This window comes from Methylobacterium sp. E-046, from assembly GCF_022829625.1.
Lineage (GTDB): Bacteria > Pseudomonadota > Alphaproteobacteria > Rhizobiales > Beijerinckiaceae > Methylobacterium > Methylobacterium longum.
In genome coordinates this window covers 1-26,513 of the sequence record NZ_JAKSYP010000167.1, presented here as the reverse complement: position 1 = coordinate 26,513, position 26,513 = coordinate 1, and the positions used below count along the sequence as shown (strand labels likewise).

Sequence of the window (26,513 nt, the reverse complement as noted above, 5' to 3'; positions counted from 1 at the left end):
CGACGCCGCCTGCTCCTGCGCCGACGCACGGATCTCCGACGCAGCCGCGTTCAGGTCCGCCGTCGCCGCACGGTTCGTCCGCGCAAGATCCGAAAGCCCAGACACCATCGCGTTCAGAGTCCCCGATAGACGCCCGACCTCGTCCCGCCGGTGAATCTGGAGCTGCCCCGACAGGTCGCCGTCGCCGACCCGTTCCACGAAGCGCATGACCGCCTCCAGGGGACGCACCACCGCGCCGCTGATGAGCCACGTGACGAGGATTGCGAGCAGCACCGACCCCGCCAGGGTCAGGTAGATCGAGAGGCGGGAGCGCTCGTAGACCTCCTGCGCGGCGCGCTGACCGATTGCCATGCCGCCGTCGAGCAGAGTCCGGAGGGTCTTGATCCCGCCCAGGAAGGGCCCCTGGAGTCGGGTGATCTCGTCGTTGCGGGCCTCCACGGCGGCCACGTCCTGCTTCGCGATCGCGGCGAACTGGGCCTCGCTCAGGGACCGGACCTCGCGGAACGCGCCCTGGACCTCGCCCGACGCGGCGGCGACCCGGTCCCAGGCGGCGCCGCGCTCCGAAGAGGCCGCGGAGGTCCGGTACTCCGCGGCGAGCTGCGCGATGGTGGCGAGGCGGCCCTCGAGCCGGTCGGCGGTCTGGCGCCAGGTTGCCAGCGTGTCGTCGGCGCGCGCCGGCCGACCCGGCACCGGGGCCTGAGTCTGCGTCAGCATCGCGATCACGGCGGTGCGGCGCAGGAGTCCGAGATCACGGGCCTCGTTCCCGAGATCGTCGAGCTCGCGCAGCACCGCCATGTCGCGCCGGACGATCGCGTCGGTGGTGTCGCGCACGGCCCCGATCTGCGCCAGCGCGTAGAAGCCGAGCGCCACGATGACCACGGTGACGGCGAAGAAGCCGAGAAGGATGCGTCGTCCGATCGAGAGGGTCACGGTCGGGGCTGACTCCGAATGGGACGAGCCGGCCGGTCAGGGCAGGACGCGGCGCAGCAGGCGGGGAAGGTCGATGACGACGAAATCGGGACGGCCGTCGTCCGCCGCTCCGGGGGCATAGCCCGAAGCGGCCGCGTTGCCCAATCCGTCGCGATCCGCGCCGTCCTGATCCGAGGACCGGACCTCGGCACGGACGATGCCCAGCACGCGGTCGACCGCGAGGGCGATGGGTCTCGCCGCGGCCGGGCCGGTTGGAGGAGGCTGCGTTCGGGATTGCAGATGGGGCTGCGCCCCGCGCAGCACGACCAGATGGCCCGAAGCCCCGTCGGGACCTGTCGCGGCATCCGGCCGGCCCAGGGCGCGGGCGAGGCTGAGCACGCCGACGATCCGCCCGGAGAGGGCGACGAGCCCGATGAGCGCCGGCACCGCACCCGGAACCGGCGTGCAGGGCCGCATCGGCAGCACCTGAGCAACCACCGACATCGGCAGCCCGTAGCGCTCGTCCTTGCAGAGGCAGACGAGATGATCGACGCCGGAAGCCGCGCGGGCCGTCCCGCCGCCGCGGCGGGCGAGGGCGGCGGCGCGCTCGACCCGCAGGTCCCGCTCGGCACGCGGATCCCACTCGGTCCGGCCGCGCGGGGGGGCCGCCTGTGTGCTCGGCCGTGGCTCCATCAGGAACTCCTCCCGCGTGTGTCTCGGCCGAGGCCGAGGCGGGCCGCCGCCGCGCCGGCCGCGATCTCGGCCGCGGAGGCACCGTCGCTCTCGGGCACCGGCCCATCCGCCGCGAGGGCTTGACTGAGGGCGACCGCGTTGTCGAGGGCGCGGGCCGCCTCGCTCGGTCGCCCCAGCGCGATCAGCAGCAGGCCGAGATGGTAGTGGGCCATCACGAAGCCCCGGTCGAGGTAGAGCGCCGCCCGCAGCGCGCGCTCGGCCTCGGCGTCGCGCCCGAGGGTGCGGGCGAGCAGGCCCTCGTAGAACCGCAGGACGGAATCGGTGGGATCCCTGTCGAGGGCGACCCGCAGCGCGCGCCAAGCGGCCGCGGTCTCACCGGCATCCGCGAGGGCGCGGATCCGGTCGAGGCCGCCGGCCTCGTCCTCGCCGGCGCGGCCGGCCTCGGGCGGCGCGTCCGGAGCGATCGGATCCGGAGCGGACACGCCGGGTGCGGTCGCGTCCGGAGCGGCCGTGTCCGGAGCGGCCGTGTCCACAGGCCCGGCCGGTCGCGGTAGCGCCGGGACGGCGGCCGAAGTGCCGTCCCCGACTGCGCCCGAAGCGCCGCCCTCCCGATCGGACGGCGCCTGTCCGGGCGCCCACGCTGCAGTCGCGGGGCTCGGGTCAGGACGGTGCGGCTGTGCGTCGGCGAGCCGGCGGTAGGCCACCGTACCGGGCAAGCTCACCGCATCGAGGAAGTTCGCGAAGGCCGGGCTGGGCTCCGCGTGCCCGAGCAGCAGCCAGCCATCCCCCCGCAGCCGGCGGCTGAGGCCGCGCACCACGGCCGCGACCGTACCGGTGTCGAAGTAGATCAGCACGTTGCGGCACAGGATCAGGTCGAAGCCGCCATCGGCGGTCCCGCCCGGCGGCACCGGCTCGGCGACCGTCAGGAGGTTGCCGCGCTCGAACCGGACGAGCGCGCGGAATTCCGGCCGCAGGGCGTAGCCGCCCTCGCGCCGGATTCCGGGGGCCGGCGGCAGGTGCGTGAAGTAGCGCAGCCTGTCCTCCGGCGGCATGGTGCGCAGGGCCCAGCGGCCGTACTCGGCGGCGCGGGCGGTGGCCAGCGCCTCGGCGCTGATGTCGGTGCCGAGGATCGTGATCCGCCAGTCGGGCAGGGCATCCCCGAGGATCTCCCGCACGAGGATCGCCAGGGAATAGGGCTCGGCTCCCGTCGAGCAGCCCGCGCTCCAGATCCGGAGGGTCCGCTCGGAGGCTCGGGCCGCGATCAGCGCGGGCAGAATCGTTCCGCGCAGGGCTTCGAACTGCTCGGCGTAGCGGAAGAAGAAGGTCTCGCCGACCGTGATCTCGGCCTCCAGGCGCGCCCATTCGGCCTCGCCCGCCGCGCCGTCCGACAGGAGGGCCGCGTACGAGGCACAATCGGGGGTGGCGGAGGCCCGGAAACGGCGGTGCAGCCGTTCGATCAGCAGGTCGTCCTTGTCGACGTAATAGTGGTGGCCGGTGCGCGCGATGATCCGCGCCTTGAGCGGCGCATAGGCGGGATCGGCGCCCGGATCGGGGCGGAGACTGCGCGGTCGCGCCATCGCGCTCAGGCGGTCCGCGGAAGTGCGGCGAGCCGCTCGGCGGCGGCTCGCGTCAGCGCCTCGACCCGCGCCGCCTCCTGAAGGGTCAGGAGGCGATCCGGCGCCAGGGCATGGACGAGGCGATCGCCGAGGACGAGTTCGGCCGCGACGCAGCCGTTGAGGCTACCGGCCTCCTCCGCCGCCCGGATCGCGGCGCCGGGCACCATCACGAGGTCGGCCGCGCGGTCGACCAGATAGGCGAGCGCCTCGCCGCGGGTCAGGACGAGATGCGCGTAGAGGCCGGGCGCCGCTCCGGCCGGACGCAGGCCCAGCAGGGCCGCGAGGTCGACCACCGGGACCGGCGTGCCGCCGAGATTGAGGAATCCGATCAGCCAGCCCCCGGCGGCTGGCGGATTGTGGAGGGCCGGAAGCGGCAGCACCTCGGCGACGGAGGCGCGGGGCAGGGCGCAGGGCGTGCCGGCCACGTCGAGGAGGAGATAGGCCGAACCGTTGCTGGCCACCGCCACCCGCTCCCCTTCTGCCCGGTCGCGGCCGGACCGGGACGGGTCGCGACATAGGCCGAGTTAACGCTCCCGGCAATCTTCGGCGTGGCCGACTGGATCCCGCGGAACCAAGTCTCGTCTGGGCCGCTTATTTTCCGACGCAGCGGCAACGCGCCTGGCGAGGTGTGGAGCTTCGCCTGCGCCGATCTACGCCAGGGATTGACGATGAGGAAACTTCTGTTGGCCGCCGCGTCGCTGACGCTTCTCGCGGGCTCCGCCTACGCCCAGGGTAACTCACCCTACAACGCCTCTGGCTCGCAGGCCGGCGGCCCGCGCGGTGGCATGGAGCGCGCCGGTGAGGCGGCCGCGATGGAGCGGGGCGTCGCCCCGGCGTCACGCCCGGTTATGCGCCGGCAGATGAAGCGCAAGCGGATGATGAAGCATCACCGCCGGATGCGCCACCACATGTAAGTGCCGCAGGGTGTGCCGCGCGAGCGGCGTCACCCGGCGCGCTCGGCCTGTCGCACCGCGGCAGGCCTTTTTTGTATCCGTACACAGCCAAACGGGCGCGACAGCCGACCGGAACGATAACGCACGGCGGCCCGTAGTTGCGGGGCCGGACCGCGCGGTTCAAGTTCGTACCAGCGTTGCCTAACCAGAAGATGTTCGAAAACGAACATCGCGCACCCGCCGGATGGCGGGTTTGCGAGCGGGAAGGCTGAAGGAAGACGCGAGGGGGAGAACCGATGTCGCGACCGCTCGACCGGAGATCCGACGACAGGATCGAGGCCAGCGGCGTCGAGGGCCGACGCAGCGCCATCGTGGCGGCGGTACGGCAGCGGGGTTTCGTCACCATCGAAACCCTGGCGGCGCAGTTCGGCGTCACTGTCCAGACCATCCGGCGCGACCTCAACGAGTTGAGCGCCGAGGGACGGCTGGAGCGCTACCGTGGCGGCGGCGGCCTCCCCTCCAGCGTGGAGAACATCGACTACGCGGACCGCCGGGTGACCCTGCTGCCGGAGAAGACCCGGATCGGCCGGCTCGCCGCGAGCCGGATCCCGTCGCACTGCTCGGTCTTCATCAACATCGGCACGACGCCCGAGGCCGTGGCGCGGGAACTGGTCCGGCACGACGACCTCAGCATCATCACCAATAATCTCAATGTCGCGCTGTCGCTCGGGGAAGCGACCGAGTTTCGCATCGTCGTAGCGGGCGGAACCGTGCGCAACCGCGACGGGGCGGTACTCGGCCAGCTGACCTGCGACACGCTCAGCCAGTTCCGGGTCGACGTGGCGGTCATCGGCATCAGCGGCATCGACGCCGACGGCGCGCTCCTCGACTACGATTACGAGGAGGTGCGGGCGACGCAGACGATCATGGCGCGGGCCCGGAAGACGTTCCTGGTGGCCGACCACACCAAGTTCACCCGCCGGCCGATGGTGCAGGTCGGGCGGCTGGACCAGATCGACACGTTCTTCACCGACCGGATGCCGCCCCCCGCGATCGTCGCATCGATGGAGCGGCAGGGCGTCACGCTGCTCGTGGCGGACGACGGCCGCGAACCGTAACGAACGTTCTTTTTTCGCTTGCGAAAGTCCGGCGAGGGTTCAATATAGTGCCAACCCGCCGCGAGGGCGGGATTGGAGGAACCATGGCGGCAGCAACGCGCCAGCGCGAGCCGTCCGACGCCTACGATCTCCTGGTCGTCGGCGGCGGCATCAACGGCACGGGCATCGCCCGGGACGCCGCGGGCCGCGGCCTGTCGGTCCTTCTGGCCGAGCGCGGGGATCTGGCCGGCTTCACCTCCTCGTCCTCGACGAAGCTGATACACGGCGGCCTGCGCTACCTCGAATATTACGAGTTCCGTCTCGTCCGGGAGGCCCTGGCCGAGCGCGAGCGGCTCCTGCGGCTCGCCCCGCACGTGATCTGGCCCCTGCGCTTCGTCCTGCCCCACGACGAGGGCCTGCGCCCGGCCTGGATGCTGCGGCTCGGCCTGTTCCTCTACGACCACCTCGCGCGGCTTCGCACGCTGCCGGGCTCGGAGGGGATCGACCTGCGCAAATCCGCGTTCGGGGCACCGTTGCAGAAGCGCCTGACGCGCGGCTTCGTCTATTCGGATTGCTGGGTCGAGGACAGCCGTCTCGTGGTGTTGAACGCCATGGACGCCCGCGAGCGCGGCGCCACGGTGCTGACCCGGACCGGCGTCGTCTCGGCCCGGCGCGAGGGTCAGGGGGAGGATGCGCACTGGGTCGCGACCCTGCGCGACGAGCGGGGCGGCGGCGAGCGCACGATCCGCGCGAAGGCCGTGGTCAACGCCGCCGGCCCTTGGGTCAGCGCCACGCTCGGCGGCACGCTCGGGATCAACAGCCGCGCGGCGGTGCGGCTGATCAAGGGCAGCCACATCGTGGTCAAGCGCCTGTTCGCGGGCGATCAGGCCTACATCCTGCAACAGCCCGACAAGCGCATCATCTTCGCGATTCCGTACGAGCGCGACTTCACGCTGATCGGCACCACCGACGTGCCCTACGACGGCGAGCCCGGGCCGGTCTCGATCTCGCAGGACGAGACAGACTACCTCTGCGGCTGCATCAACCGCTCGTTCGACACCGCGATCACCCCGGCCGACGTGGTCTGGAGCTACTCGGGCGTGCGCCCGCTCTACGACGACGCGGCCGAGAACGCGTCCGCGGTGACCCGCGACTACGTCCTCGACGTCGAGGATCAGGGCGGGCGGGCGGCGGTGCTGTCGGTCTTCGGCGGCAAGATCACCACCTACCGGCGGCTGGCCGAGCACGCGCTGGAGAAGCTGAAGCCGTATTTCCCGGCGCTCAAGAAGGCCTGGACCGGGGACGCGGTACTGCCCGGCGGAGCGATGCAGGATGCCGACTTCGACCAGTTCCTGGCCAAGCTGGAGGCGGAGAAACCGTTCCTGCCCGAGGAGACCGCCCGGCGCCTCGCCCGTGCCTACGGCACCCGCGCCCGGGACATCGTCGGGACCGCGCAATCCCTGGCGGATCTCGGCGAGGCCTTCGAGGGCGGCCTCACGGCCGCCGAGGTCGATTACCTGCGCACCGAGGAATGGGCGGTCACCGCGGACGACATCCTGTGGCGCCGCTCGAAACTCGGCCTGCGCACCAGCCCGGAGGGCGCGGCGCGGTTGGCCGCCTATCTCGACCGCCGGGCCGAGGCGGCCTGACGATTCCGGACCCGCTCCGGCGCGAGACCGGGCGGGCATAACAGGGGAGGGAACGATGAGCCGTTACGTCGGGGCCATCGACCAGGGCACCACCAGCAGCCGCTTCATCGTGTTCGACCGGGAGGGCAGCGTCATCGCGCTCGCCCAGGCCGAGCACGCGCAGATCTACCCGGCCCCCGGCCATGTCGAGCACGACGCCGCCGAGATCTGGACGAAGACGCAGGGCGTGATGCGCGAGGCGCTGGAGAAGGGCGGCCTGCAGCCCTCCGACCTCGCGGCGGTCGGCATCACCAACCAGCGCGAGACCACGCTGATCTGGGACCGGACGACCGGCAAGCCCCTCCACAACGCGTTGGTCTGGCAGGATACCCGCAACGACCGGCTGGTCGCCGAGTTCGCCCGCGACGGCGGCCGCGACCGGTTCCGCGACCTCACCGGCCTGCCGCTGGCGAGCTACTTCTCGGGCCTGAAGCTGCGCTGGCTGCTCGACCACGTGGACGGCGCCCGCGCGAAGGCCGAGGCCGGCGACGTGCTGTTCGGCAACATCGACACGTGGCTCGTCTGGAATCTCACCGGCGGCACGGCGGGCGGCCTGCACGTCACCGACGTGACCAACGCCAGCCGCACGCAGCTCATGTCGCTGAAGACCCTGGACTGGGACGACGGCATGCTGAAGACCTTCGGCATCCCCAAGGCGATGCTGCCGAGGATCGTCTCGTCGAGCGAGGTCTACGGGGAGACCAAGGCGCCGTTCGCCGGGGTGCCGATCGCCGGCATTCTGGGCGACCAGCAGGCGGCCCTGTTCGGCCAGACCTGCTTCGCGCCGGGGGAGGCCAAGAACACCTACGGCACCGGCTGCTTCGCGCTGATGAACACCGGCGAGGAGCCGGTCCCCTCGAAGGCCGGCCTCGTCACGACCCTGGCCTACCGCCTGGACGGCCAGAAGCCCGCCTACGCGCTGGAGGGCTCGATCGCCATCACGGGGGCCCTGGTGCAGTGGCTGCGCGACAACCTGCACATGATCAAGGACTCCGCCGAAGTCGAGACACTCGCCACGACGGTCGAGGACAATGGCGGCGTCTACTTCGTTCCGGCCTTCTCGGGCCTCTATGCGCCGCACTGGAACGAGGGCGCCCGCGGCCTGATCATCGGCCTGACCCGCTACGTCAACCGCGGCCACATCGCCCGCTCGGTGCTGGAGGCGACCGCCTTCCAGACCCACGAAGTGCTGGATGCGATGGCGAAGGATTCCGGCATTCCCGTCAAGGAATTGCGCGCCGACGGCGGCATGGTCGCCAACAACACGCTGATGCAGTTCCAGGCCGACATGCTCGACGTGCCGGTGGTGCGCCCGAAGGTGGCCGAGACGACGGCGCTCGGTGCCGCCTACGCGGCGGGCCTCGCGGTCGGGTACTGGAAGGGGCTCGACGACCTCAAGCGCAACTGGGGCGTCGACCAGCGTTGGACGCCGAAGATGGATGCCGGCCAGCGCGAGAAGATCGCCGCCACCTGGGCGCGGGCGGTGCAGCGGTCCTTCGACTGGAAGACCGACGAGGGTTGACGGGACCGGCGCGCAGGCCCGGCGCGCGGGCCTGGAACCGTCGCGAACCGGCCAGTCCCGGGCGCGACCTCGTCCGGAGGGCGGCGAAGCCGCCTCGCAGGAGCCTTCCAAGTATCGCGCAGCGGAGGACTCCTTAGAGGCCACCGCTGCGCGCCCGCTCCCGGGATGAGGGCACAGACGGGAGAAGGGCAGACATTCGGTGACCGCCTCCGGCGATCACGCGCTCGCACAAGCTTTGGCCACTTACAAAAAGCAGCGAACGGGGGAGACAGGACGATGACATCACCTTTCCTGGGCGAATTCCTGGGCACGATGACCTTGATCGTGCTCGGCGACGGCGTCGTCGCCGGCGCCCTGCTCAAGCATTCCAAGGGCGAGAATGCCGGCTGGATCGCCATCACGGCGGGCTGGGCCTTCGCGGTCCTCGCCGGGGTCTTCGTGGCCAACGCCACCGGCAGCGCCGACGCCCACATCAACCCGGCGGTCACCGTGGCGGGCGCCGTCAGCTCCGGCGATTTCAGCAAGCTCGCCACCTACATCCCGGCCCAGATGCTCGGCGCCTTCGTGGGCGCCGTGCTCGTCTGGCTCCACTACCTGCCGCACTGGGGCGCGACCCAGGATTCCGGCCTCAAGCTCGCCTGCTTCTGCACCGGGCCGGCGATCCGCGACGCGAAGGCCAACTGGATCTCCGAGATCATCGCGACCTTCTTCCTGATCCTGACGATCTCCGCCCTCGTGACCACGACGCTGGGCTCGGCCGGGGCGATCCCGCGGGGCGTGGCGCCCTACATGGTCGGCATGCTGGTCTGGGGCATCGGCCTGTCGCTCGGCGGCACCACCGGCTACGCCATCAACCCGGCCCGCGACCTCGGGCCGCGCGTGGCGCACGCGGTGCTGCCGATCGCCGGCAAGGGCACCTCCGACTGGGGCTACGCGCTGATCCCGGTGGCCGCGCCCCTGGTCGGGGCGGTGCTGGCCGGGCTGTTCGTCCGGGCGCTGGGGATCTGACGGAACGGCCGCACCCTCAACCGCCGCGGGGCGGCCCGGCGTCGCGGCGGTTTGCGGCGGGCGGGCTTGCACCTTAAGTCAGGGCGATCCCGACCGCGCCCAAGGGCGCCCCCCGCGGTGTGGCAGCCCCCGACCCATGGCCGTCGTCCTCGACATCCTGAAGAACGATCCGCGCACGGCGCGCCTGCGTCATCCCGAGAAGGCGCACAGGCCCGACCAGCCCGTCCAGGCCAAGAAGCCGGACTGGATCCGCGTGAAGGCGCCGGGCTCCAAGGCCTGGACCGAGACCCAGAAGATCGTGCGCGAGCACGGGCTGGTCACGGTCTGCGAGGAGGCCGGCTGCCCCAATATCGGCGAGTGCTGGGAGAAGCGGCACGCCACCTTCATGATCATGGGCGACACCTGCACGCGGGCCTGTGCCTTCTGCAACGTGCGCACCGGCCTGCCGGACGCCCTCGACGCCGCGGAACCCGAGAAGATCGGCGATTCGGTCGCCAAGCTCGGCCTGCATCACGTGGTCATCACCTCGGTGGACCGGGACGACCTCAAGGACGGCGGCGCCGCGCACTTCGCCCGCACCATCGCGGCGATCCGGCGGGCGAGCCCCGGCACGACGGTCGAGATCCTGACCCCCGACTTCCTGCGCAAGGACGGCGCCCTCGAGGTCGTGGTCGCAGCCAAGCCCGATGTGTTCAACCACAACCTGGAGACCGTGCCGGCCAAGTACCTGACGGTGCGGCCGGGCGCCCGCTACTTCCACTCGGTGCGCCTGCTCCAGCAGGTGAAGGAACTCGACCCGGCGATCTTCACCAAGTCCGGCATCATGGTCGGGCTTGGCGAGGAGCGGAACGAGGTGCTCCAACTCATGGACGACCTGCGCTCGGCCGACGTCGACTTCCTGACCGTCGGCCAGTACCTGCAGCCCTCGAAGAAGCACCACGAGGTCGTGCGCTTCGTCCCCCCCGACGAGTTCAAGACCTACGAGACCACCGCCTACGCCAAGGGCTTCCTGCTGGTGTCGGCCACGCCCCTGACGCGTTCGTCGCACCACGCGGGCGAGGATTTCGCGCGTTTGCAAGCGGCACGCCTGGCAAAACTGCCGCCCGCGCTCTCGGCCTGAGGAAATCCGACGACCATGCCGTCCTTCCGGGTCACCCGCACGGTGAAGCATTCGCCGCAGCAGATGTACGATCTCGTAGCCGACGTCGAGCGCTATCCCGAGTTCCTGCCGCTCTGCGAATCCCTGCGGGTGATCCGCCGTCAGGATATGCCCGAGGGCGGGCAGGTGCTGATCGCCGAGATGGGCGTGGGCTACAAGGCGATCCGCGAGCGCTTCACCACCCGGGTCAGCCTCGATCCGGCAAACCTCAAGATCGTCGCCGAGTATATCGACGGCCCGTTCCGGCACCTGGAGAATCGCTGGCTGTTCAAGGAGGCGCCGAACGGCGGCTGCAACGTCGACTTCTTCATCACCTACGAGTTCAAGAGCCGCACCCTGGGGCTGCTCATGGGCACGATGTTCGACCGCGCCTTCCGCAAATTCACCGACGCCTTCGAGGGGCGGGCAAACCGGATGTACGGCGCGGGGGCTTAGCCCGTCCGTCGCCGCGCGGGGACCGAAGCGAGGGCCCGTCAGGCGCGCAGCGGCACGCGCACATGCTCGGGCCGCACGCCCATGCCGATCATCCGTGCCGGCAGGACCTGCAGCCGCGGCAGCGCGTCGAGGAGGCGCAGGACCAGCGGCGCCCGGAACGGCGCGTCGGCCGCCAGCGACGCGGCGATCACCCGGGACTGGATCATCCGCTGCAGCGCCTGCGTCGCCCGCACCGGGAACATCCGCCGGGCCTGGACGCGGGCGAGATCGGCCTCGGCGAGGCGGCCCGCCCGCAGGGGCTCGGCGAGGAGGTTGGCGGCCGCCACGGCATCCTGGATCGCGAGGTTGATCCCGACGCCGCCCACCGGCGACATGGCGTGCGCGGCATCCCCGATGCAGAGCAGGCCCGGACGGTGCCAGCGCTCCAGCCGGTCGACCGTGACGGTCAGGAGCTTGACGGCGTCCCAGTCGGCGATGGCCTCGGTCCGGTCGGCCAGGAACGGCGCGATCGCCGCCACCCGCGCCCGGAAGGCCGGCAACCCCGTGGCGCGGAGCGCGGCGTCGCCGCCCTTCGGCACCACGTAGGCGCATTGCCATTCATCCCCCCGGTCGAGGGTGATCAGGATCCGCCCCGGCCCGAACCGCCCGGCCGCCGCCTCCGGGTCGCCGTCCCGGCGCGGCAGGCGGAACCACAGCACGTCGATCGGCGCGCCGAAGGCGCGGGGCGAGAAGCCGGCGCAGTCGCGCATCCGGGAGTGGCGCCCATCCGCGCAGAGCACCAGCTCGGACCGGATCTCGACCGGACCGTCCGGCCCCGCGGCGCGCACGCCCGCGATGCGGCCGTCCGTCTCGATCAGGTCCTGCGCCTCGGTCCGGCGGATCAGGCGGAAAGCCGGGTAGCGCACGGCCTCGCCGGCGAGGAAGTCCAAAAAGTCCCATTGCGGCATGAAGGACAGGAAGCGGTTCCGGGTCGGCAACCGGCTGAAATCGGCGACCCGGTAGCTGCGTCCGTTGACGACGCCCGAGAAGCTCTCGACGCGCCGCTGCGGCAGGGCGCGGAAGCGCTCGGTGAAGCCCAGCTCGTCCATCAGGTCCAGGGTCGAGGGATGGATCGTGTCGCCGCGGAAATCGCGCAGGAAATCCGCGTGCTTCTCCAGCACGGTCACGGCGATGCCGGCGCGGGCGAAGAGCAGGCCGGCCATCATCCCGGCGGGGCCTCCGCCGACGATGCAGAGGCGGGTCGTCACCGTGTCCATGCACCGCCCCTCCCGTTCCGCGATCAGGCGCCGAGCGCCTCCTCCAGCAGGCCGAGCGCGTCGGCCACGGCAGCGCGCCGGATGCCCGCGCGCCCGCGATCGCCGTAGCGCCGTTCCAGATGGCGGACACCGCCGTCCCGCAGGGCGAGCCCGAAATGCACCAGCCCGACCGGCTTCTCGGCGCTGCCACCGCCCGGGCCGGCGATCCCGGTGATCGCCACCGCGACGGTGGCTCGCGATGCGGTGAGCGCTCCGGCAGCCATCGCCCGCGCCACCGGCTCGCTGACGGCGCCGTGCTGGCGGATCAGGTCCATCGGCACGCCGATCGCCTCGGCCTTGGCCGCGTTCGAGTAGGTGACGAAGCCGCGCTCCACCACCGCGGAGGAGCCCGGCACGGCGGTGAGCAGGCCGGCCACGAGGCCGCCCGTGCAGGATTCGGCCGTGGCGATCGTGCGTCCGGCGGCCGTGTAGGCCGTCACCAGCGCCTCGGCGCGGGGGAGAAGCTCTGCGTCGTCGACCATTGCGGACGGGCTCTCCTCGGGCGGCGTCGCCCTATCTCGTGTTGTGACCCAAGGCCGGCCCCGGCTCAAGGACCGGAGCCCCGTTCGGAGATACCCGTTCCATGATCTTCCCCGCGACCACGGCCTTCTATGCCGGGCTGCTCGCCCTCGTGTATCTCCGCCTGTCGGGATGGGTCATGGCCAGCCGGGTCTCCGGGAACGTCCTGGTCGGCGACGGGGGCGACGACGCGATGCTCAAGCGCGTCCGCTCGCACGCCAACTTCTCCGAATACGTGCCGCTGGCGCTCATCGTGATCGGCCTGCTGGAGGCGGGCGGCGGCGGCCACGGATTGGTCCAGGCCCTGCTGGTCGCCCTGCTGCTCGGCCGGATCCTGCATCCGATCGGGATGTTCGCCCCCCCGAATTCCCCGCGCCAGTTCGCCTGCCGGGGCGGCGGCATCCTCCTGACCATGGCGGCGCTGGCCATCGGGGGGATCGCGCTGCTGCTGCGGGCGGCCTGAGGCGGAACGCGGCCTGCCCCCCCCCCCCGCGACGGGGGTGGCGCTCTCCGCGGCGCCCCTCGCCGTCGCGGGCCGGCGGATCGGCGCCTATCCGGCGACCTCCGTACCGGTCGCGAGCCCCCACTCCCGACCGGAGAGGGGGTCGCTCGTCGCGTGCCCCGGCCGGGTGGCGAACGCGGGTCGTCAGCCCTGCCGCATCGCGGTCTCGGCCTGCGCGTCGAGGGCGGGACCATCCTCCTCGGGCAGGCGGATCGTCGCGGCCGCCTGGGCGGCGAGACCTTCCGCCCGGCCGACGAAGCCGAGCTTCTCGGTGGTCGTCGCCTTGATGGAGACCGCCGAGAGCGGCACGCCCGCGATGGCGGCGATGCGCGCCCGGATCTCCTCGCGATGCTTCCCGATGCGCGGGGCCTCGGCGAGGACCGTGATGTCGAGGTGGTCGATGCGGCCGCCGCGAGCGCGGACCAGCCCGCAGGCATGGGCCAGGAACTGGTCGGAGGAGGCCCCGCGCCAGCGCTCGTCGGAGGGTGGGAAATGGGTGCCGATATCGCCGTCCGCGATGGCGCCGAGCAGGGCGTCGGTCAGCGCGTGCAGCGCCACGTCGCCATCGGAATGGGCGAGCACGCCCCGGTCGGCGGGGATCTTCACGCCGCCGAGCCAGACATGGTCGCCGGTGGTGAAGGCGTGCACGTCGAAGCCGGTGCCGAGGCGGGTGACGTAGGTGGTCATGGCGCGGGCTCCCGGCGCTGGCGTTTCTGAGATCTCCGACGCGAAGGCGCGGTCCGCCTCAATCAGGTCGGCGGGCTGGGTGATCTTGCGGTTGGCGACGTCGCCCGCGAACACCACCACCGGCAGGCCGGCCCATTCGGCCAGCGCGCCGTCGTCGGTGAAACCGTCGAGGCCCTGCGCGGCGGCGTCCCGGTGGGCGCCGAGCAGCGGGCCGAACACGAAGGCCTGGGGCGTCTGCACCGCGCGCAGGTGCTCCCGGGGCGGGGTCTCGTGCACCCGGCCGATGCCGGGCGCGATGTCGACGACGCGCTTGACCGTATCGGTCACCGGCACGCCCGGCACGGCCGCGCCGTGGTCACGGCCCGCCGCGATCGCCCGGGCGATCAGCGCGGCATCCACGTAGGGGCGCGCCGCGTCGTGGACCAGCACGATCTCGGGGGCGGCGTCGCGCGCCAGGGCCTCGAGGCCGGCGCGCACGGAGAGCTGGCGCGTCACCCCGCCCTCCACCGGCTGCGTGATCTTGGCGCGGCTCTCGGGCCCGAGTTCCTCCAGGCAGCTCCGGAAGAACTCCGCCGCATCGGCGGCGATCACCGGCTGGATGCGCGCGATCGCCGCGTCCGCGGCGAGCGCCGCCAGGGTGCGGGTCAGGACCGCCTGGCCGCCGACCCGGCGGTACTGCTTGGGCGTGCCGCCGCCGATGCGGATGCCGCGGCCGGCCGCCACCACCACCGCGGCGACGCCGGCTCCCGCGCTGGCGGGTCCGTTGGCTGGCGTGCCGGTGGCGGACATGGGCGACGAACTCGCGACGGAGAGAGGGGCGCGCGGCGACCGCGCGGGACAGCAGTGCCGCCGAGAGCCTGCCGCGGAGGCTGCCCGTCGTTTAAGCGGGGGAGGATCCGAAATCAACGCGCGGCACCGCTTGCCAGCGGACCGGGTTTGCCTCATTGTTGAGCAGAATGGCGACTGATCATTATTTGAGCGCGCTGCGCCCGGAACGGCTGGTTGAAGGGGGGGCGCACCCGGCTCCGCTCTGCCTGTTGGCGCCCCTCTCGGGTGTCACCGACCTGCACATGCGCCGGATCGCCCGCCGATGCGGCGCCGACGCGGTGGTCTCCGAGATGGTGGCGGCCCGGGAACTCGCCCGGGGTGCCGGCGAGGCCGTGCTGCGCGCGGAGGGCGACGGCGTCGACCTCCACGTCGTGCAGCTCGCGGGCTGCGAGACCAGGCCGATGGCGGAGGCGGCCCGGATCGCCGAGGCGGCCGGTGCCGACGTGATCGACGTGAACATGGGTTGCCCGGCCAAGATCGTGACGGGCATTGCCTCGGGCTCTGCCCTGATGCGCGACCTCGACCACGCCGAGCGCCTGCTCGCTGCCGTGCGCAACGCAGTCGCCATACCGGTGACCGTCAAGATGCGTCTGGGCTGGGACGACGCGCACCGCAACGCCGCCGATCTCGCCGTCCGGGCCGAACGGCTGGGGCTCAACGCCGTCACGGTCCACGGCCGGACGCGGCAGCAATTCTACAAGGGTCAGGCCGACTGGGCGGCGATCCGCGCCGTGGTCGGGGCCGTGTCGATCCCGGTGATCGCCAACGGCGACGTGACCGACGTCGCCAGCGCCCGCGCCAGCCTGGACGCCTCGGGCGCCGCGGGCGTCATGATCGGACGGGCGGCGACCGGTCGCCCCTGGCTGGTCGGGCAGGTCGCCGCCGCGCTCGCCGGCCGGCCGGCCCCGGAGCCGTCGCGGACCGAGCAGGCCGCCCTCGCGGCCGAGCACTATGCGGGACTCCTGTCGCTCTACGGCCGCGACATGGGGATCCGCCACGCGCGCAAGCATCTCGCCGCCTATGCCGAGACCGGCGGGGCCCTGGAGCCGGCCGAACGCTCGGCGCTCCTCACCACCACCGATCCCGACGCCGCCCTGACCCTGTTGGGCCGGGCGTTCGCGGGCGTGGCGGACCCGGTCCGGGAGGCCGCGTGAGCGACGACACCATGCCGCCGAATCCCGGCACCCGGCGCGACACGGCCGCCGAGGCCGTCCTCAACGCCCTGCCGCTGCCGGTTCTGACCATCGACGGCGACGAGCGGATCCTCCACTGCAACCACGCCGCCGAAGCCTTCTTCGATTATTCCGCGCGGCTGATGCAGCGCCGCCGCCTGCGCGACATCATCCCGTTCGCCTCGCCCATCATCGCCCTGGTGGCCGAGGTGCGCCGCCGCGGCGCCAGCGTCAGCGAGTACCGGGTCGAGCTGACGCAGCCCCGGCTCGGGCTGGAGCGCAGCGTCGACGTCTTCGCGACCCCGCTCGGCGACGATGGCGACGCGGTGGTGATGATGCTCCAGGAGCGCACCATCGCCGACAAGATGAACCGCCAGCTCACCCATCGCGGCGCCGCACGCTCGATGGTGGCGCTCGGCGCCATGCTGGCCCACGAGATCAAGAACCCGCTGGCGGGGATCCGCGGCGCCGCGCAGCTCCTGGAGAGCACCGGCGCCGAGGAGGACCGGATGCTCACCCGGCTGATCTGCGACGAGTCCGACCGGATCGTCCGCATCGTCGAGCGCATGGAGCTGTTCGGCGACGAGCGCCCCTCCGACCGGGGCGCCGTCAACGTCCACGGGGTGCTCGATCAGGTGAAGCGCTCGGCCCAGAGCGGGTTCGCCCGGCACATCCGCTTCATCGAGACCTACGACCCGTCGCTGCCGCCGGTGCTCGGCAGCCGCGACCAGTTGATCCAGGTGATCCTCAACCTCGTGAAGAACGCCGCCGAGGCGATCGGGCCGGACGCAGTCGAAGGCGAAATCACCCTGTCGACGGCTTTCCGCACGGGCCTGCGGCTGCAGGTGCCGGGCTCGCGCGAGCGGGTCAGCCTGCCGATCGAGGTGGCGGTGCGTGACAACGGCCCGGGCATCTCGGCCGACCTGCTGCCCGACCTGTTCGACCCGTTCGTCACCACCAAGGCGCAGGGGTCCGGCCTCGGTCTTGCATTGGTGGCCAAGATCGTCGGCGATCACGGTGGCATCGTCGAGTGCGATCCCGCCCCGCGCCGCACGGCGTTCCGCATCCTTCTGCCGATGTCGAGTGCCCGGGACGGGCGCGAATCGGCGGTCGATCCGTGATGTCGATCCCCAAATCCGGCCCCCCGTCGGAGGTCTGAGTAGAGAGTCATGCCGAACGGCCACATCATCGTCGCCGACGACGACGCCGCGATCCGCACCGTGCTCAACCAAGCGCTGTCACGGGCGGGCTACGAGGTCCGCTCGACGGGCAATTGCGCGACCCTCTGGCGCTGGGTCGCGCAGGGGGAGGGCGACCTCGTCATCACCGACGTGGTGATGCCCGACGAGAACGTGTTCGACCTGCTGCCGCGCATCAAGCGGGTGCGGCCCGAGCTGCCGATCATCGTCATGAGCGCGCAGAACACCTTCATGACGGCGATCCGCGCCTCAGAGCGGGGCGCCTACGAGTACCTGCCCAAGCCCTTCGACCTGAAGGAGCTGATCGCCATCGTCGGCCGGGCGCTCTCCCGGCCGCGCGGGACCGCCCCCGCCGGGGCGCCCCCCGAGAACGAGGACATCCCGCTGGTCGGGCGCTCGCCCGCCATGCAGGAGATCTACCGGGCGCTCGCCCGGCTGATGCCCACCGATCTCACCGTAATGATCACCGGCGAGTCCGGGACCGGCAAGGAGCTGGTCGCCCGGGCGCTGCACGATTACGGCCGCCGCCGCACCGGCCCGTTCGTGCCCGTGAACATGGCCGCCATCCCGCGCGACCTGATCGAGTCCGAGCTGTTCGGCCACGAGAAGGGCGCCTTCACGGGGGCGCTCCAGCGCTCCGCCGGGCGGTTCGAGCAGGCCGAGGGCGGCACGCTGTTCCTCGACGAGATCGGCGACATGCCCATGGAGGCGCAGACCCGCCTGCTGCGCGTCCTGCAGCAGGGCGAGTACACCACGGTGGGTGGCCGGGTGCCGATCAAGACGAACGTCCGGATCATCGCGGCCACCAACAAGGACCTGCGGATCTCGATCCAGCAGGGCATCTTCCGCGAGGACCTGTTCTTCCGCCTCAACGTGGTGCCGCTGCGGCTGCCGGCCCTGCGGGAGCGGTCCGAGGACGTGCCGGATCTGGTCCGCCACTTCTTCGTCCTGGTCGAGCGCGAGGGCCTGACCCGGAAGTCGCTCGACGGCGACGCCATGGAGCGGCTCAAGCGCTACCGCTGGCCCGGCAATGTCCGCGAGCTGGAGAACCTCGTCCGGCGGCTCGCAGCCCTGTACCCGCAGGAGACGATCACCGGCCCGGTGATCGAGGCCGAGCTCGACACGCTGCCGCTGGCCGCCCCCGCGGCCCAGAACGCCAACGGCGGCGCCCGCAAGGCCGGCGGCGAATCCGAGAGCCTGTCCAGCGCGGTGGAGCGGCACCTCTCGGACTACTTCTCCGGGTACCGGGACACGCTGCCGCCCCCAGGCCTGTACCACCGGATCCTGCGGGAGATCGAGGGGCCGCTGATCGGCGCCGCGCTGGCGGCCACCCGCGGCAACCAGATCCGCGCGGCGGAGCTGCTCGGGGTGAACCGGAACACCCTGCGCAAGAAGGTGCGGGACCTCGACCTGCAGGTCTTCCGGACGGCGCGCTGAAGGCGGACATCGGTGTCCGGTCATCCCCGACCGGACACCCCGTCATCACGTATGCGCGCCGCGCTCAGGCGCCTCGGGACGAGGTCGCCGATACGGCCGGACGGTCCCGGGGAGCCCGCTCAGCGTCCCGGCAGGATCGGATCGCCCCGCATCAGCGCGTGGAGCCGCTCCGTGTCGAATCCGTTCGGGATGTTCGGCGCGGCCGGCTTCGTCGCCGGCGCGGCCTTCACGGGTGCCGGCAGCGAGCCCGTGGCGGACGGCTCGGCCCGGGCGGCGCGGACCGTCGGGGCCGGCGCCAGATGGGAGAGGCGGTCGGCGCTGACGAGGGCAACGACTGCCGTCGAGGCCAGGACCAGCACGCCGCCGAGGAGAGAAGGCAGGATACGCACGCGACGACCCGGAACGCGACTGGAGACGGCAACAGATTTACGACGCGGCCGTTAACGAAGCCCCACCTCAAGTCTTCAGGAGGCGATATTGGCCAACGTCCAGGCAACAGCCAGCGACAGCCCCTTCATCCAGGGCCGCAACGCGCGGCTCTACGGCAAGCCCGTGAGCGAATGCCCCTATCCCGAAGGGTCCGAGGAACGCGCGGCCTGGATGGAGGCCTACGAGGAGGCGGTGAACTCCGACCCGCCCGAGAAGCCGTGATCGCGGCACACGCACGATCCCGAGGCCGCGGATCCGGGCACCCGGCTTGACCTCGCCGGATGCCGGGAGCTTCGTGCGTCGCAGCGCAACCGATCGCCGAGCCCCGATGTCCCTGAAACCCTCGCCCGAGTCGAAACAGAGCTTCGCGCCCGCGACGCGCCTCGTCCATGCGGGCCGCGATCCGGGCGAGCAGCACGGCTTCGTCAACACGCCGATCTATCGCGGCTCCACCGTCCTCTACCCGACCTACGACGCGATCAAGCACCGGCGCGGGCGCTACAATTACGGGACTTCGGCGACGCCCACCATGGACGCGCTGACGAGCGCCTGGACGGAGCTCGCCGGTGCCGCCGGAACCGTGGTGACGCCCTCGGGGCTCGCGGCGCTCACGGTCGCGCTGATGGCCGCGGTCTCGGCGGGAGATCACCTCCTCGTCACCGATTCCGCGTACCGCCCGACCCGCCAGTTCTGCGACGGGGTGCTGGCCCGCTACGGCGTCGCGGTGACCTACTACGACCCCCGCGTCGGGGCCGGCATCGCCGAGCTGATGCGGCCGAACACCAAGGCCGTGCTGGTCGAGGCGCCCGGTTCGCAGAGCTTCGAGATGCAGGACGTGCCGGCCATCGCCGCGGTCGCCCATGCACGCGGGGCCTGCGTGATCATGGACAACACCTGGGCGACGCCGCTGCTGTTCCCGCCGCACGAGCGCGGCGTCGACATCGCCGTCGAGGCCGGCACCAAGTACCTCAGCGGTGGCTCGGACCTGCTGATCGGCCTGACTTCGGCCAACGCGCAGTACTACCCGGCCGTGCGCCGCACCTTCGACCATTTCGCCATGTGCGCCGGCGCGGAGGACATCTTCCTGGCCCTGCGGGGCATGCGCACCATGAACCTGCGCCTGCGCGAGCACGGCCGGGCAGGACTCGAGATGGCACGGTGGCTCCAGGCCCGTCCGGAGGTGCTGCGCGTGCTCCATCCGGGCCTGCCGGAGGATCCGGGCCACGCGATCTGGAAGCGGGACTTCTCCGGCGCCTCCGGGCTGTTCGGCCTGATCCTGAAGCCGGTGCCCGAGGCCGCCGTCGCGGCGATGCTGGACGGGCTGGAGCTGTTTGGGATGGGCTTCTCGTGGGGCGGCTTCGAGAGCCTCGTGATCCCGTTCGACTGCGCCGGTTACCGCACCGCCACCCAATGGGCACCCGGCGGGCCGGCCCTGCGCATCCACATCGGGCTGGAGGATACGGCCGATCTCAAGGCCGACCTCGACGCCGGCTTCGCCCGCCTGCGGGACGCCGCGTGACGGCGCCCACCCGGCGCGGCCTGATCCAGGGCGGGGGCGCCCTCGCGCTCGCGCGGGCCTTGCCGGCGACGGCGGCCGAGGCGGACGTCACGGGCCGGCTCGCCCGCTACATGGCGGCCGCCCGGGACCAGGCCCTGCCGCCGGAGGTCCTCGCCGCCTGCAAGCACCGGATCCTCGACACCCTCGCCGCCATGGTGTCGGGCGCCCGGATGCGGCCGGGCGAGATGGCACTGACCTATGTCCGCGGCCTCGGCGGCACCGAGCAGGCGGGGGTGATCGCCTCCGGCGTCCGGACCACAACGGTCAACGCGGCGCTCGCCAACGCGATGTGCGCCCACGCGGACGAGACCGACGATTTCGAGCCGGTGACCAAGGCCCATCCCGGCTGCGCCACCGTACCGGCGGCCCTGGCGCTGGCCGAGTTGCACGGCAGTTCCGGCGCCGAGTTCGTCCGCGCCGTGGCGCTCGGTTACGACCTCTGCTGCCGCCTGCTGCTGGCCCTGGGTCCCGATCTCGTCCGCGGGACGCATCGCAGCGCCGAGGGCACCAGCTCGACCTTCGGGGCACTCGGCGGCGCCGCGTCCCTGGCGCGCCTCGACGAGCGCGGCATGCGCTTCGCGCTCTCCTACGCGGCCCAGCAGGTCTCCGGCCTGTGGAGCTGGGTACGCGACAAGGACCATGTCGAGAAGGCCTTCGATTTCGCCGGCATGGGCGCCCGCAACGGCGTCACGGCGGTCGGCATGGTGGAGGCAGGCCTGACGGGCGTCGCCGACGTCCTCGACGGCCGCCACAACCTGCTCAACGCCCTGTCCACCGCGCCCAGGCCCGAGCTGATGCTGGAGGGGCTGGGCAGCCGCTTCTTCGTCACCGAGACGGCGATCAAGACCTTCTCGGTGGGTTACCCGATCCAGTCGCCCCTCGACGCGACGCTCGCGCTGCGCAGGCAGTACGGCCTCACGCCCGAGACGGTGCGGCACATTCTGGTGAAGCTCCCCACCGATGCGGTCGGCATCGTCGGGTCGAGCGCCATGCCGGACGTGAGCTGCCAGCACCTCGTCGCCCTGGCGCTCGTGAAGGGTGCGGTTTCCTTCGCCGACAGCCACGATGCCGGGCTGATGCACGATCCCCTGATCGCCGCGCAGCAGGCCAAGGTGGAGCTGGTGGGGGATCCCGCCCTGATGGATCCGGCCGCGCCGCGCGGCGCCGTCGTGGCGATGACCCTGGCGGACGGCCGGGTCGTGGAGCACCACACCCGCCATCCGCCCGGCACGAAGGAGAACCCGCTGAGCACCGAGGCGGTGAACGCCAAGGCGCGGGACCTGATGGCGCCGGTCCTCGGGCCGGACGCGACCGAGCGCCTGATCGCCCGCGTGAACACCCTCGAGGACGTGGCCGACATGCGCGCGCTGCGCCCGTTGCTGACCGCCTGAGGCGAGGGGGGCGGCCGGGGCCAGGCGGGTTCGGTGCCGCGGAGCGGCGCCACGGCGCGGCGCACCGTTCCCTCGCCGGAAAAATCGGTCTACACGGCCGCTCCCCGAAGACGCTTACCTGCCCCGTATGCAGGACTGAGCCTGGAGACGCTTGATCCCATGCCGATTCTCACGTTCCCCGACGGCAACACGCGGGAGATCGCCGCCGGCACCACCGGCCGCGCCGTGGTCGAGGGCATCGCCAAGTCGCTGGCCAAGCGCACCGTCGCCATGGCGCTCGACGGCACGGTCGCCGACCTCGACGACCCGATCGGGCGCGACGCCCGCATCGAGTTCCTCGACCGGACGGACCCGCGCAGCCTGGAACTGATCCGCCACGATTGCGCGCACGTGCTCGCCGAGGCGGTGCAGGCGCTCTGGCCGGAGACGCAGGTCACGATCGGCCCGGTGATCGAGAACGGGTTCTACTACGACTTCTACCGCGAGACTCCGTTCACGCCCGAGGACTTCCCGACGATCGAGGCAAAGATGCGCGAGATCATCGCGCGCGACGCGCCCTTCACCAAGGAGGTCTGGACGCGCGACGACGTGCGCACCCTGTTCGCCGACCGCCAGGAGAAGTTCAAGGTCGAGCTGGTCGACGCGATCCCGCCGGGCGAGGACCTGAAGGTCTACCGGCAGGGCGACTGGTTCGACCTCTGCCGCGGCCCGCACATGACGTCGACCGGCAAGGTCGGCGCCGCCTTCAAGCTGATGAAGGTCGCGGGGGCCTACTGGCGGGGTGATTCGAACAACCCGATGCTCACCCGCATCTACGGGACGGCCTGGGCGAGTCAGGCCGACCTCGACGGCTACCTGCACCGGCTGGAGGAGGCCGAGCGCCGCGACCATCGCCGGCTCGGCCGCGAGATGGACCTGTTCCACTTCCAGGAGGAGGGGCCGGGCGTCGTCTTCTGGCACGCCAAGGGCTGGACGATCTTCCAGGAGCTGATCGCCTACATGCGCCGCCGCCTGCGCGGCGAGTACGCCGAGGTGAACGCCCCGCAGATCCTCGACAAGGCCCTGTGGGAGACCTCCGGTCACTGGGGCTGGTACCGGGAGAACATGTTCGCCGCCCAGTCCGCGGGCGAGGAGGCCGAGGACAAGCGCTGGTTCGCCCTCAAGCCGATGAACTGCCCGGGCCACGTGCAGATCTTCAAGCACGGCCTGAAATCCTACCGCGACCTGCCCCTGCGCATGGCCGAGTTCGGCGTGGTCCACCGCTACGAGCCCTCCGGCGCCATGCACGGGCTCATGCGGGTGCGCGGCTTCACGCAGGACGACGCCCACATCTTCTGCACCGAGGACCAGCTCGCCGACGAGTGCCTGAAGATCAACGACCTGATCCTCTCGACCTACGCGGATTTCGGCTTCGACCAGATCGTCGTGAAACTCTCGACCCGGCCCGAGAAGCGCGTCGGCTCCGACGCCCTCTGGGACCACGCCGAGGCGGTGATGACCCGGGTGCTGGCGCAGATCGAGGAGCAGTCGGCCGGCCGGATCCGGACCGCAATCAACCCGGGGGAGGGCGCCTTCTACGGGCCCAAATTCGAGTACGTGCTGCGCGACGCCATCGGCCGCGACTGGCAGTGCGGGACCACGCAGGTGGACTTCAACCTGCCCGAGCGGTTCGGCGCCTTCTACATCGACGCCGACGGCACGCGGAAGCCGCCCGTGATGGTCCACCGGGCGATCTGCGGTTCGATGGAGCGCTTCACCGGCATCCTGATCGAGCATTTTGCCGGGCACTTCCCCCTGTGGCTGGCGCCGGTCCAGGTGGTGGTGGCGACGATCACCGGCGAGGCCGACGCCTATGCCCGCGAGGTCGTGCGCGCCCTGGAGCGCGCGGGCCTGCGGGTCGAGGCGGATCTGCGCAACGAGAAGATCAACTACAAGGTCCGCGAGCACTCGCTGGCCAAGGTGCCGGTCCTGCTGGCGCTCGGCCGCCGCGAGGCGGAGGAGCACACCGTCTCGATCCGGCGGCTGGGCAGCCAGCAGACGCGCACGCTGTCGCTGACCGAGGCGGTGGCAGCCTTCGTGGAGGAGGCGACCACCCCGGACATCCGCCGCGCCCAGGCGGTGGCCGAGACGGTTCCGACGAGCGACACCGTCCTCGACGGCCACCACGATCCGCGCGACACGCCCTGACCGGCCTCAGCGGCACGGGCCGGTCCAGACGCCCCGAGGGATCCATGAACCGGCTCGTCCTCGTCCTCGTCCTGGCGGCGCTCGCCACCGCCGCCGCGGCGCAGGAGCGGGTCGCCACCCGGACCCTGTCCTGCGCGGCGCTGCAGGCCCGTGTCGCACGGGACGGTCACGTCGTCCTGGCGACGAGCGAGACGGCCTACGAGACCGTCCATCTGGATGCGGGCGCGTGCCGGAACGACGAGACGGCGGCCCCGGCCTTCGCGCCGGCCGCGGACGCGCCGTCCTGCCTAACCGGCTGGCGCTGCCGGCAGCGCAACAGCGATAGCGGCCAGCGCTGAGGCGCGCCGGCTCAGGTCATTGCGCCTTCTCGTGCTCTCCGAGGCCGACCGCCCGGTAATCGTAGCTCGGGTAGAACTCGGTCCGGTACGCGCCCCACGCGGTGTCTTCGAGGACGCGGTTGATCTCGCGGAGGCGGGTGGCGGGCAGCCGCAGGGTGATGATCTGCCCGATGCCCATGACGACGTTCCAGGAGACGACCTCGATCCCCGGCGGCGGGAATGCCTTGTAGAAGCCCTGCTTGGCGAGCTGTGCGTTCAGCTCCGCCAGCGGACGCGACTGGTCGTGCCGGAGGAAGACCGTCAGCAGCACGGCGGTGTCCGCCGTCGGCGCGGCCGAGCCCACCTGCGGCGGGGCCGTGGTCTGCGCGGTCGCCGCCCGGTCGGCGGCCGTCAGAACCGAGATCGAGACCGCAAGCGCTCCGAGCGCACCGATTGAACGTCGCATCCGATCTCCCTCGCCGATCCACCCGCCGCGCGCCGGCCCGACGACAACGCAGCCGGGCGGCGCGCTATCCCGGACGAGAACCCGGACGGGACCGCCTCAGCCGGGCTCGATGTCGTAGGATAGCCGCAGGCGCAACCGGACCGCCCCCTGCGCGTCGCGCACGGCGATGACGAAATCCTGCCGCTCCAGCGGATCCGTCAGGCCCTGCGCGAGGCGGGTCATCATCCGGACCGCCTGGGTCCGCGCCGCGGCGAGATCAGGAAGATCGAAGCCATCATGGTCACGAACGAGGTTGGCGCCGTCGTGGAGATCGATGAAAAAGCGGGGCACGGGCTTCTGCTCGGCGAGCGCGTCGGCCCGCATAACTGCATCTCCGCTGTTTCTACGTAGTTTCCACGGGCCCGCAATCGCGTGTCGACCCTGTCGCACCACGGGAGGACTCGATCTGTCAGGCGCCCGCGCGACGCGGGCAGGTCCGCCGCGCCGGGCAGCGGTCGCGCGTCACAGGCTGCGTGTGGTGACCCCGAGCGCCAGCAGGACGTAGGCGCCGATGAAGAACCATTGCCGGTGCGTCACGACCGTACGCCCGACCATGGGGATCCGCGTGTACAGGCTGGCGACGGCGAGGCCGATCAGCACGGCCGATACCAGGAACGTGAGCAGGCGCGGGGCGGAGAGCGTGGGCATGCGCCATGCTCACGCCGACACGCTTACCGGACCGTTACCGATCCAGCCCCGGGACGAGGGGCCGGTTGGACGTGAGCGGTCCCTTGGAACCCGGAAGCAATCCGGCCTCGGCCAGCCACAGGGCCATGATGGCTCCGGCGATGAGGGTGGCCAGCGAAGCCAGGCGTCCCGTCCATCGCCGCAGGACGAACATCGCGACCACGACGGCCAGGAAAGCGATGAGAAGCGCGAGCAGAAGCATCGTCGAGCCATGCCATGAACGGACCCGCGCGTCACCGAAGCCGGAGCGCCGGTCCCCGGATCGCACAGACCGGGTCCTCAGGTGCTCTGCAGGATCGCCGCGGGACAGGGACGCGTCCCCGATCGGTCTACACAACAGAAACAGACCACCAGTCGACGGATTTCACCGCGGCCGCCCGGAGAAGGTCTCGCGATGGATTTGCCAGAAATACCCGTCCCCGCGCGCCCACGGGCATACCAAACATGCACGGAATGCTGGCGGTTGAATGTTTTTGTAACTTGCATTCAGCGGACGGAAGTAGCAAATCGCAGGAGAGGGGCACACTAGGAATCTTGAAGTGACAGAAGAAACAGCCGGGCCCAATCCGAATTTCATCGAGCTGGCCGGTGATATCGTAGCCGCCTACGTGTCGAACAATCCGGTGCCGGCCGCCGAGCTGCCGGCGCTGATCGCCCGGGTGCACGGGGCGATCGCCGGCCTCGTCTCCGGCACGCTGACGGCCGAGACCGGCGGCGCGGCGGCCCAGGTCGAGGTCGACAAGCCGGGCGCGGCCCAGATCCGCAAGTCGGTCCGCCCCG

29 protein-coding genes are annotated in these 26,513 nt (G+C 71.6%); 17 read left to right on the top strand and 12 right to left on the bottom strand.

Annotation, left to right across the window (positions count from 1 at the left end; genetic code table 11):
* From MKK82_RS34200 to MKK82_RS15520, 4 genes are all read right to left on the bottom strand, one after another.
* The coding region (locus MKK82_RS34200; RefSeq protein ID WP_243986228.1) for a HAMP domain-containing protein at positions 1-930 on the bottom strand (930 nt) is incomplete at its 3' end.
* 36 nt (positions 931-966) lie between these two features.
* On the bottom strand, positions 967-1,602 hold the full coding sequence (locus MKK82_RS15530; protein ID WP_238293165.1) for a chemotaxis protein CheW: 636 nt from the start codon (positions 1,600-1,602) through the stop codon (positions 967-969).
* On the bottom strand, positions 1,602-3,179 hold the full coding sequence (locus MKK82_RS15525) for a CheR family methyltransferase (RefSeq protein ID WP_238293167.1): 1,578 nt from the start codon (positions 3,177-3,179) through the stop codon (positions 1,602-1,604). The genes MKK82_RS15530 and MKK82_RS15525 overlap by 1 nt, the downstream gene beginning before the upstream one ends.
* Before the next feature lie 5 nt (positions 3,180-3,184).
* Positions 3,185-3,679, bottom strand: coding sequence for a chemotaxis protein CheW (locus MKK82_RS15520; protein WP_238293169.1), 495 nt, complete (start codon positions 3,677-3,679; stop codon positions 3,185-3,187).
* Between the two features lie 207 nt (positions 3,680-3,886).
* Between MKK82_RS15520 and MKK82_RS15515 the strand changes: the two genes are divergently transcribed.
* The 7 genes from MKK82_RS15515 (at position 3,887) to MKK82_RS15485 (ending at position 11,020) form a co-directional block, all read left to right on the top strand.
* On the top strand, positions 3,887-4,132 hold the full coding sequence (locus MKK82_RS15515; RefSeq protein ID WP_039894330.1) for a hypothetical protein: 246 nt from the start codon (positions 3,887-3,889) through the stop codon (positions 4,130-4,132).
* Between the two features lie 275 nt (positions 4,133-4,407).
* Positions 4,408-5,229: a DeoR/GlpR family DNA-binding transcription regulator gene (locus MKK82_RS15510; RefSeq protein ID WP_238293171.1), complete on the top strand. Its 822-nt coding sequence runs from the start codon at positions 4,408-4,410 to the stop codon at positions 5,227-5,229.
* Between the two features lie 83 nt (positions 5,230-5,312).
* Positions 5,313-6,857 (top strand): glycerol-3-phosphate dehydrogenase, encoded by a 1,545-nt coding sequence (gene glpD, locus MKK82_RS15505; RefSeq protein ID WP_238293172.1) that lies wholly within the window; start codon positions 5,313-5,315, stop codon positions 6,855-6,857.
* A 55-nt stretch (positions 6,858-6,912) separates the two neighbouring features.
* A complete protein-coding gene (glpK, locus tag MKK82_RS15500; RefSeq protein WP_238293173.1) occupies positions 6,913-8,418 on the top strand; it encodes a glycerol kinase GlpK in 1,506 nt (501 codons plus the stop codon).
* A 276-nt stretch (positions 8,419-8,694) separates the two neighbouring features.
* Positions 8,695-9,426, top strand: coding sequence for an MIP/aquaporin family protein (locus tag MKK82_RS15495; protein ID WP_238293175.1), 732 nt, complete (start codon positions 8,695-8,697; stop codon positions 9,424-9,426).
* Positions 9,427-9,562: 136 nt separating this feature from the next.
* Positions 9,563-10,546: a lipoyl synthase gene (lipA, locus tag MKK82_RS15490; protein WP_238293177.1), complete on the top strand. Its 984-nt coding sequence runs from the start codon at positions 9,563-9,565 to the stop codon at positions 10,544-10,546.
* A gap of 15 nt (positions 10,547-10,561) precedes the next feature.
* Entirely contained in the window at positions 10,562-11,020 is a 459-nt protein-coding gene (locus MKK82_RS15485; protein WP_238293179.1) for a type II toxin-antitoxin system RatA family toxin, read from the top strand.
* Positions 11,021-11,058: 38 nt separating this feature from the next.
* Here the strand turns inward: MKK82_RS15485 and MKK82_RS15480 are convergent, their stop codons facing one another.
* Together MKK82_RS15480 and MKK82_RS15475 are read right to left on the bottom strand one after the other, a co-directional pair.
* Positions 11,059-12,276, bottom strand: a complete 1,218-nt coding sequence (locus MKK82_RS15480; protein WP_238293181.1) for an FAD-dependent oxidoreductase — start codon at positions 12,274-12,276, stop codon at positions 11,059-11,061.
* 23 nt (positions 12,277-12,299) lie between these two features.
* Entirely contained in the window at positions 12,300-12,797 is a 498-nt protein-coding gene (locus MKK82_RS15475) for a CinA family protein (RefSeq protein ID WP_238293183.1), read from the bottom strand.
* 101 nt (positions 12,798-12,898) lie between these two features.
* Here MKK82_RS15475 and MKK82_RS15470 point away from each other — a divergent pair, with 101 nt between their 5' ends.
* Positions 12,899-13,297 (top strand): MAPEG family protein, encoded by a 399-nt coding sequence (locus tag MKK82_RS15470; RefSeq protein WP_243986227.1) that lies wholly within the window; start codon positions 12,899-12,901, stop codon positions 13,295-13,297.
* 183 nt (positions 13,298-13,480) lie between these two features.
* On the opposite strand, the gene MKK82_RS15465 is transcribed toward MKK82_RS15470, so the two are convergent.
* Positions 13,481-14,812, bottom strand: a complete 1,332-nt coding sequence (locus tag MKK82_RS15465) for a bifunctional 2-C-methyl-D-erythritol 4-phosphate cytidylyltransferase/2-C-methyl-D-erythritol 2,4-cyclodiphosphate synthase (protein WP_238293187.1) — start codon at positions 14,810-14,812, stop codon at positions 13,481-13,483.
* Positions 14,813-14,979: 167 nt separating this feature from the next.
* Between MKK82_RS15465 and dusB the strand changes: the two genes are divergently transcribed.
* Genes dusB through ntrC form a run of 3 tightly spaced genes read left to right on the top strand, consistent with a single transcriptional unit; the run spans position 14,980 to position 18,659 of the window.
* Entirely contained in the window at positions 14,980-16,005 is a 1,026-nt protein-coding gene (gene dusB / locus MKK82_RS15460) for a tRNA dihydrouridine synthase DusB (protein ID WP_238293189.1), read from the top strand.
* Between the two features lie 11 nt (positions 16,006-16,016).
* On the top strand, positions 16,017-17,144 hold the full coding sequence (locus tag MKK82_RS15455; RefSeq protein WP_238293214.1) for a two-component system sensor histidine kinase NtrB: 1,128 nt from the start codon (positions 16,017-16,019) through the stop codon (positions 17,142-17,144).
* A 48-nt stretch (positions 17,145-17,192) separates the two neighbouring features.
* Entirely contained in the window at positions 17,193-18,659 is a 1,467-nt protein-coding gene (ntrC, locus tag MKK82_RS15450) for a nitrogen regulation protein NR(I) (RefSeq protein ID WP_238293192.1), read from the top strand.
* A gap of 119 nt (positions 18,660-18,778) precedes the next feature.
* On the opposite strand, the gene MKK82_RS15445 is transcribed toward ntrC, so the two are convergent.
* Positions 18,779-19,048, bottom strand: a complete 270-nt coding sequence (locus MKK82_RS15445) for a hypothetical protein (protein WP_238293194.1) — start codon at positions 19,046-19,048, stop codon at positions 18,779-18,781.
* 88 nt (positions 19,049-19,136) lie between these two features.
* Here MKK82_RS15445 and MKK82_RS15440 point away from each other — a divergent pair, with 88 nt between their 5' ends.
* The 5 genes from MKK82_RS15440 (at position 19,137) to MKK82_RS15420 (ending at position 24,562) form a co-directional block, all read left to right on the top strand.
* Positions 19,137-19,310: an Rmf/CrpP family protein gene (locus tag MKK82_RS15440; RefSeq protein ID WP_238293196.1), complete on the top strand. Its 174-nt coding sequence runs from the start codon at positions 19,137-19,139 to the stop codon at positions 19,308-19,310.
* A gap of 106 nt (positions 19,311-19,416) precedes the next feature.
* Positions 19,417-20,607, top strand: a complete 1,191-nt coding sequence (gene metC, locus MKK82_RS15435) for a cystathionine beta-lyase (protein ID WP_243986225.1) — start codon at positions 19,417-19,419, stop codon at positions 20,605-20,607.
* A complete protein-coding gene (locus tag MKK82_RS15430; RefSeq protein WP_238293200.1) occupies positions 20,604-22,037 on the top strand; it encodes an MmgE/PrpD family protein in 1,434 nt (477 codons plus the stop codon). The genes metC and MKK82_RS15430 overlap by 4 nt, the downstream gene beginning before the upstream one ends.
* 159 nt (positions 22,038-22,196) lie before the next feature.
* The gene (gene thrS / locus MKK82_RS15425; protein WP_238293202.1) at positions 22,197-24,224 is read left to right on the top strand and encodes a threonine--tRNA ligase; all 2,028 of its coding nucleotides are present in this window, start codon (positions 22,197-22,199) and stop codon (positions 24,222-24,224) included.
* A 44-nt stretch (positions 24,225-24,268) separates the two neighbouring features.
* Positions 24,269-24,562, top strand: a complete 294-nt coding sequence (locus tag MKK82_RS15420) for a hypothetical protein (protein ID WP_238293204.1) — start codon at positions 24,269-24,271, stop codon at positions 24,560-24,562.
* Between the two features lie 16 nt (positions 24,563-24,578).
* Here the strand turns inward: MKK82_RS15420 and MKK82_RS15415 are convergent, their stop codons facing one another.
* The 4 genes from MKK82_RS15415 to MKK82_RS15400 all read right to left on the bottom strand — a co-directional run bounded on the left by MKK82_RS15415 (position 24,579) and on the right by MKK82_RS15400 (position 25,935).
* Positions 24,579-25,007, bottom strand: a complete 429-nt coding sequence (locus MKK82_RS15415; protein WP_238293206.1) for a hypothetical protein — start codon at positions 25,005-25,007, stop codon at positions 24,579-24,581.
* A gap of 96 nt (positions 25,008-25,103) precedes the next feature.
* On the bottom strand, positions 25,104-25,337 hold the full coding sequence (locus tag MKK82_RS15410) for a DUF6894 family protein (protein ID WP_238293216.1): 234 nt from the start codon (positions 25,335-25,337) through the stop codon (positions 25,104-25,106).
* A gap of 171 nt (positions 25,338-25,508) precedes the next feature.
* Complete coding sequence (locus MKK82_RS15405) at positions 25,509-25,694, bottom strand: hypothetical protein (protein WP_238293208.1); 186 nt, start codon at positions 25,692-25,694, stop codon at positions 25,509-25,511.
* Between the two features lie 34 nt (positions 25,695-25,728).
* Positions 25,729-25,935, bottom strand: coding sequence for a hypothetical protein (locus tag MKK82_RS15400; protein ID WP_238293210.1), 207 nt, complete (start codon positions 25,933-25,935; stop codon positions 25,729-25,731).
* Positions 25,936-26,272: 337 nt separating this feature from the next.
* On the opposite strand from MKK82_RS15400, the gene MKK82_RS15395 reads away from it, so the two are divergent.
* Positions 26,273-26,513: MucR family transcriptional regulator (locus MKK82_RS15395; protein WP_243986223.1), on the top strand; the 241-nt coding region annotated here is incomplete at its 3' end.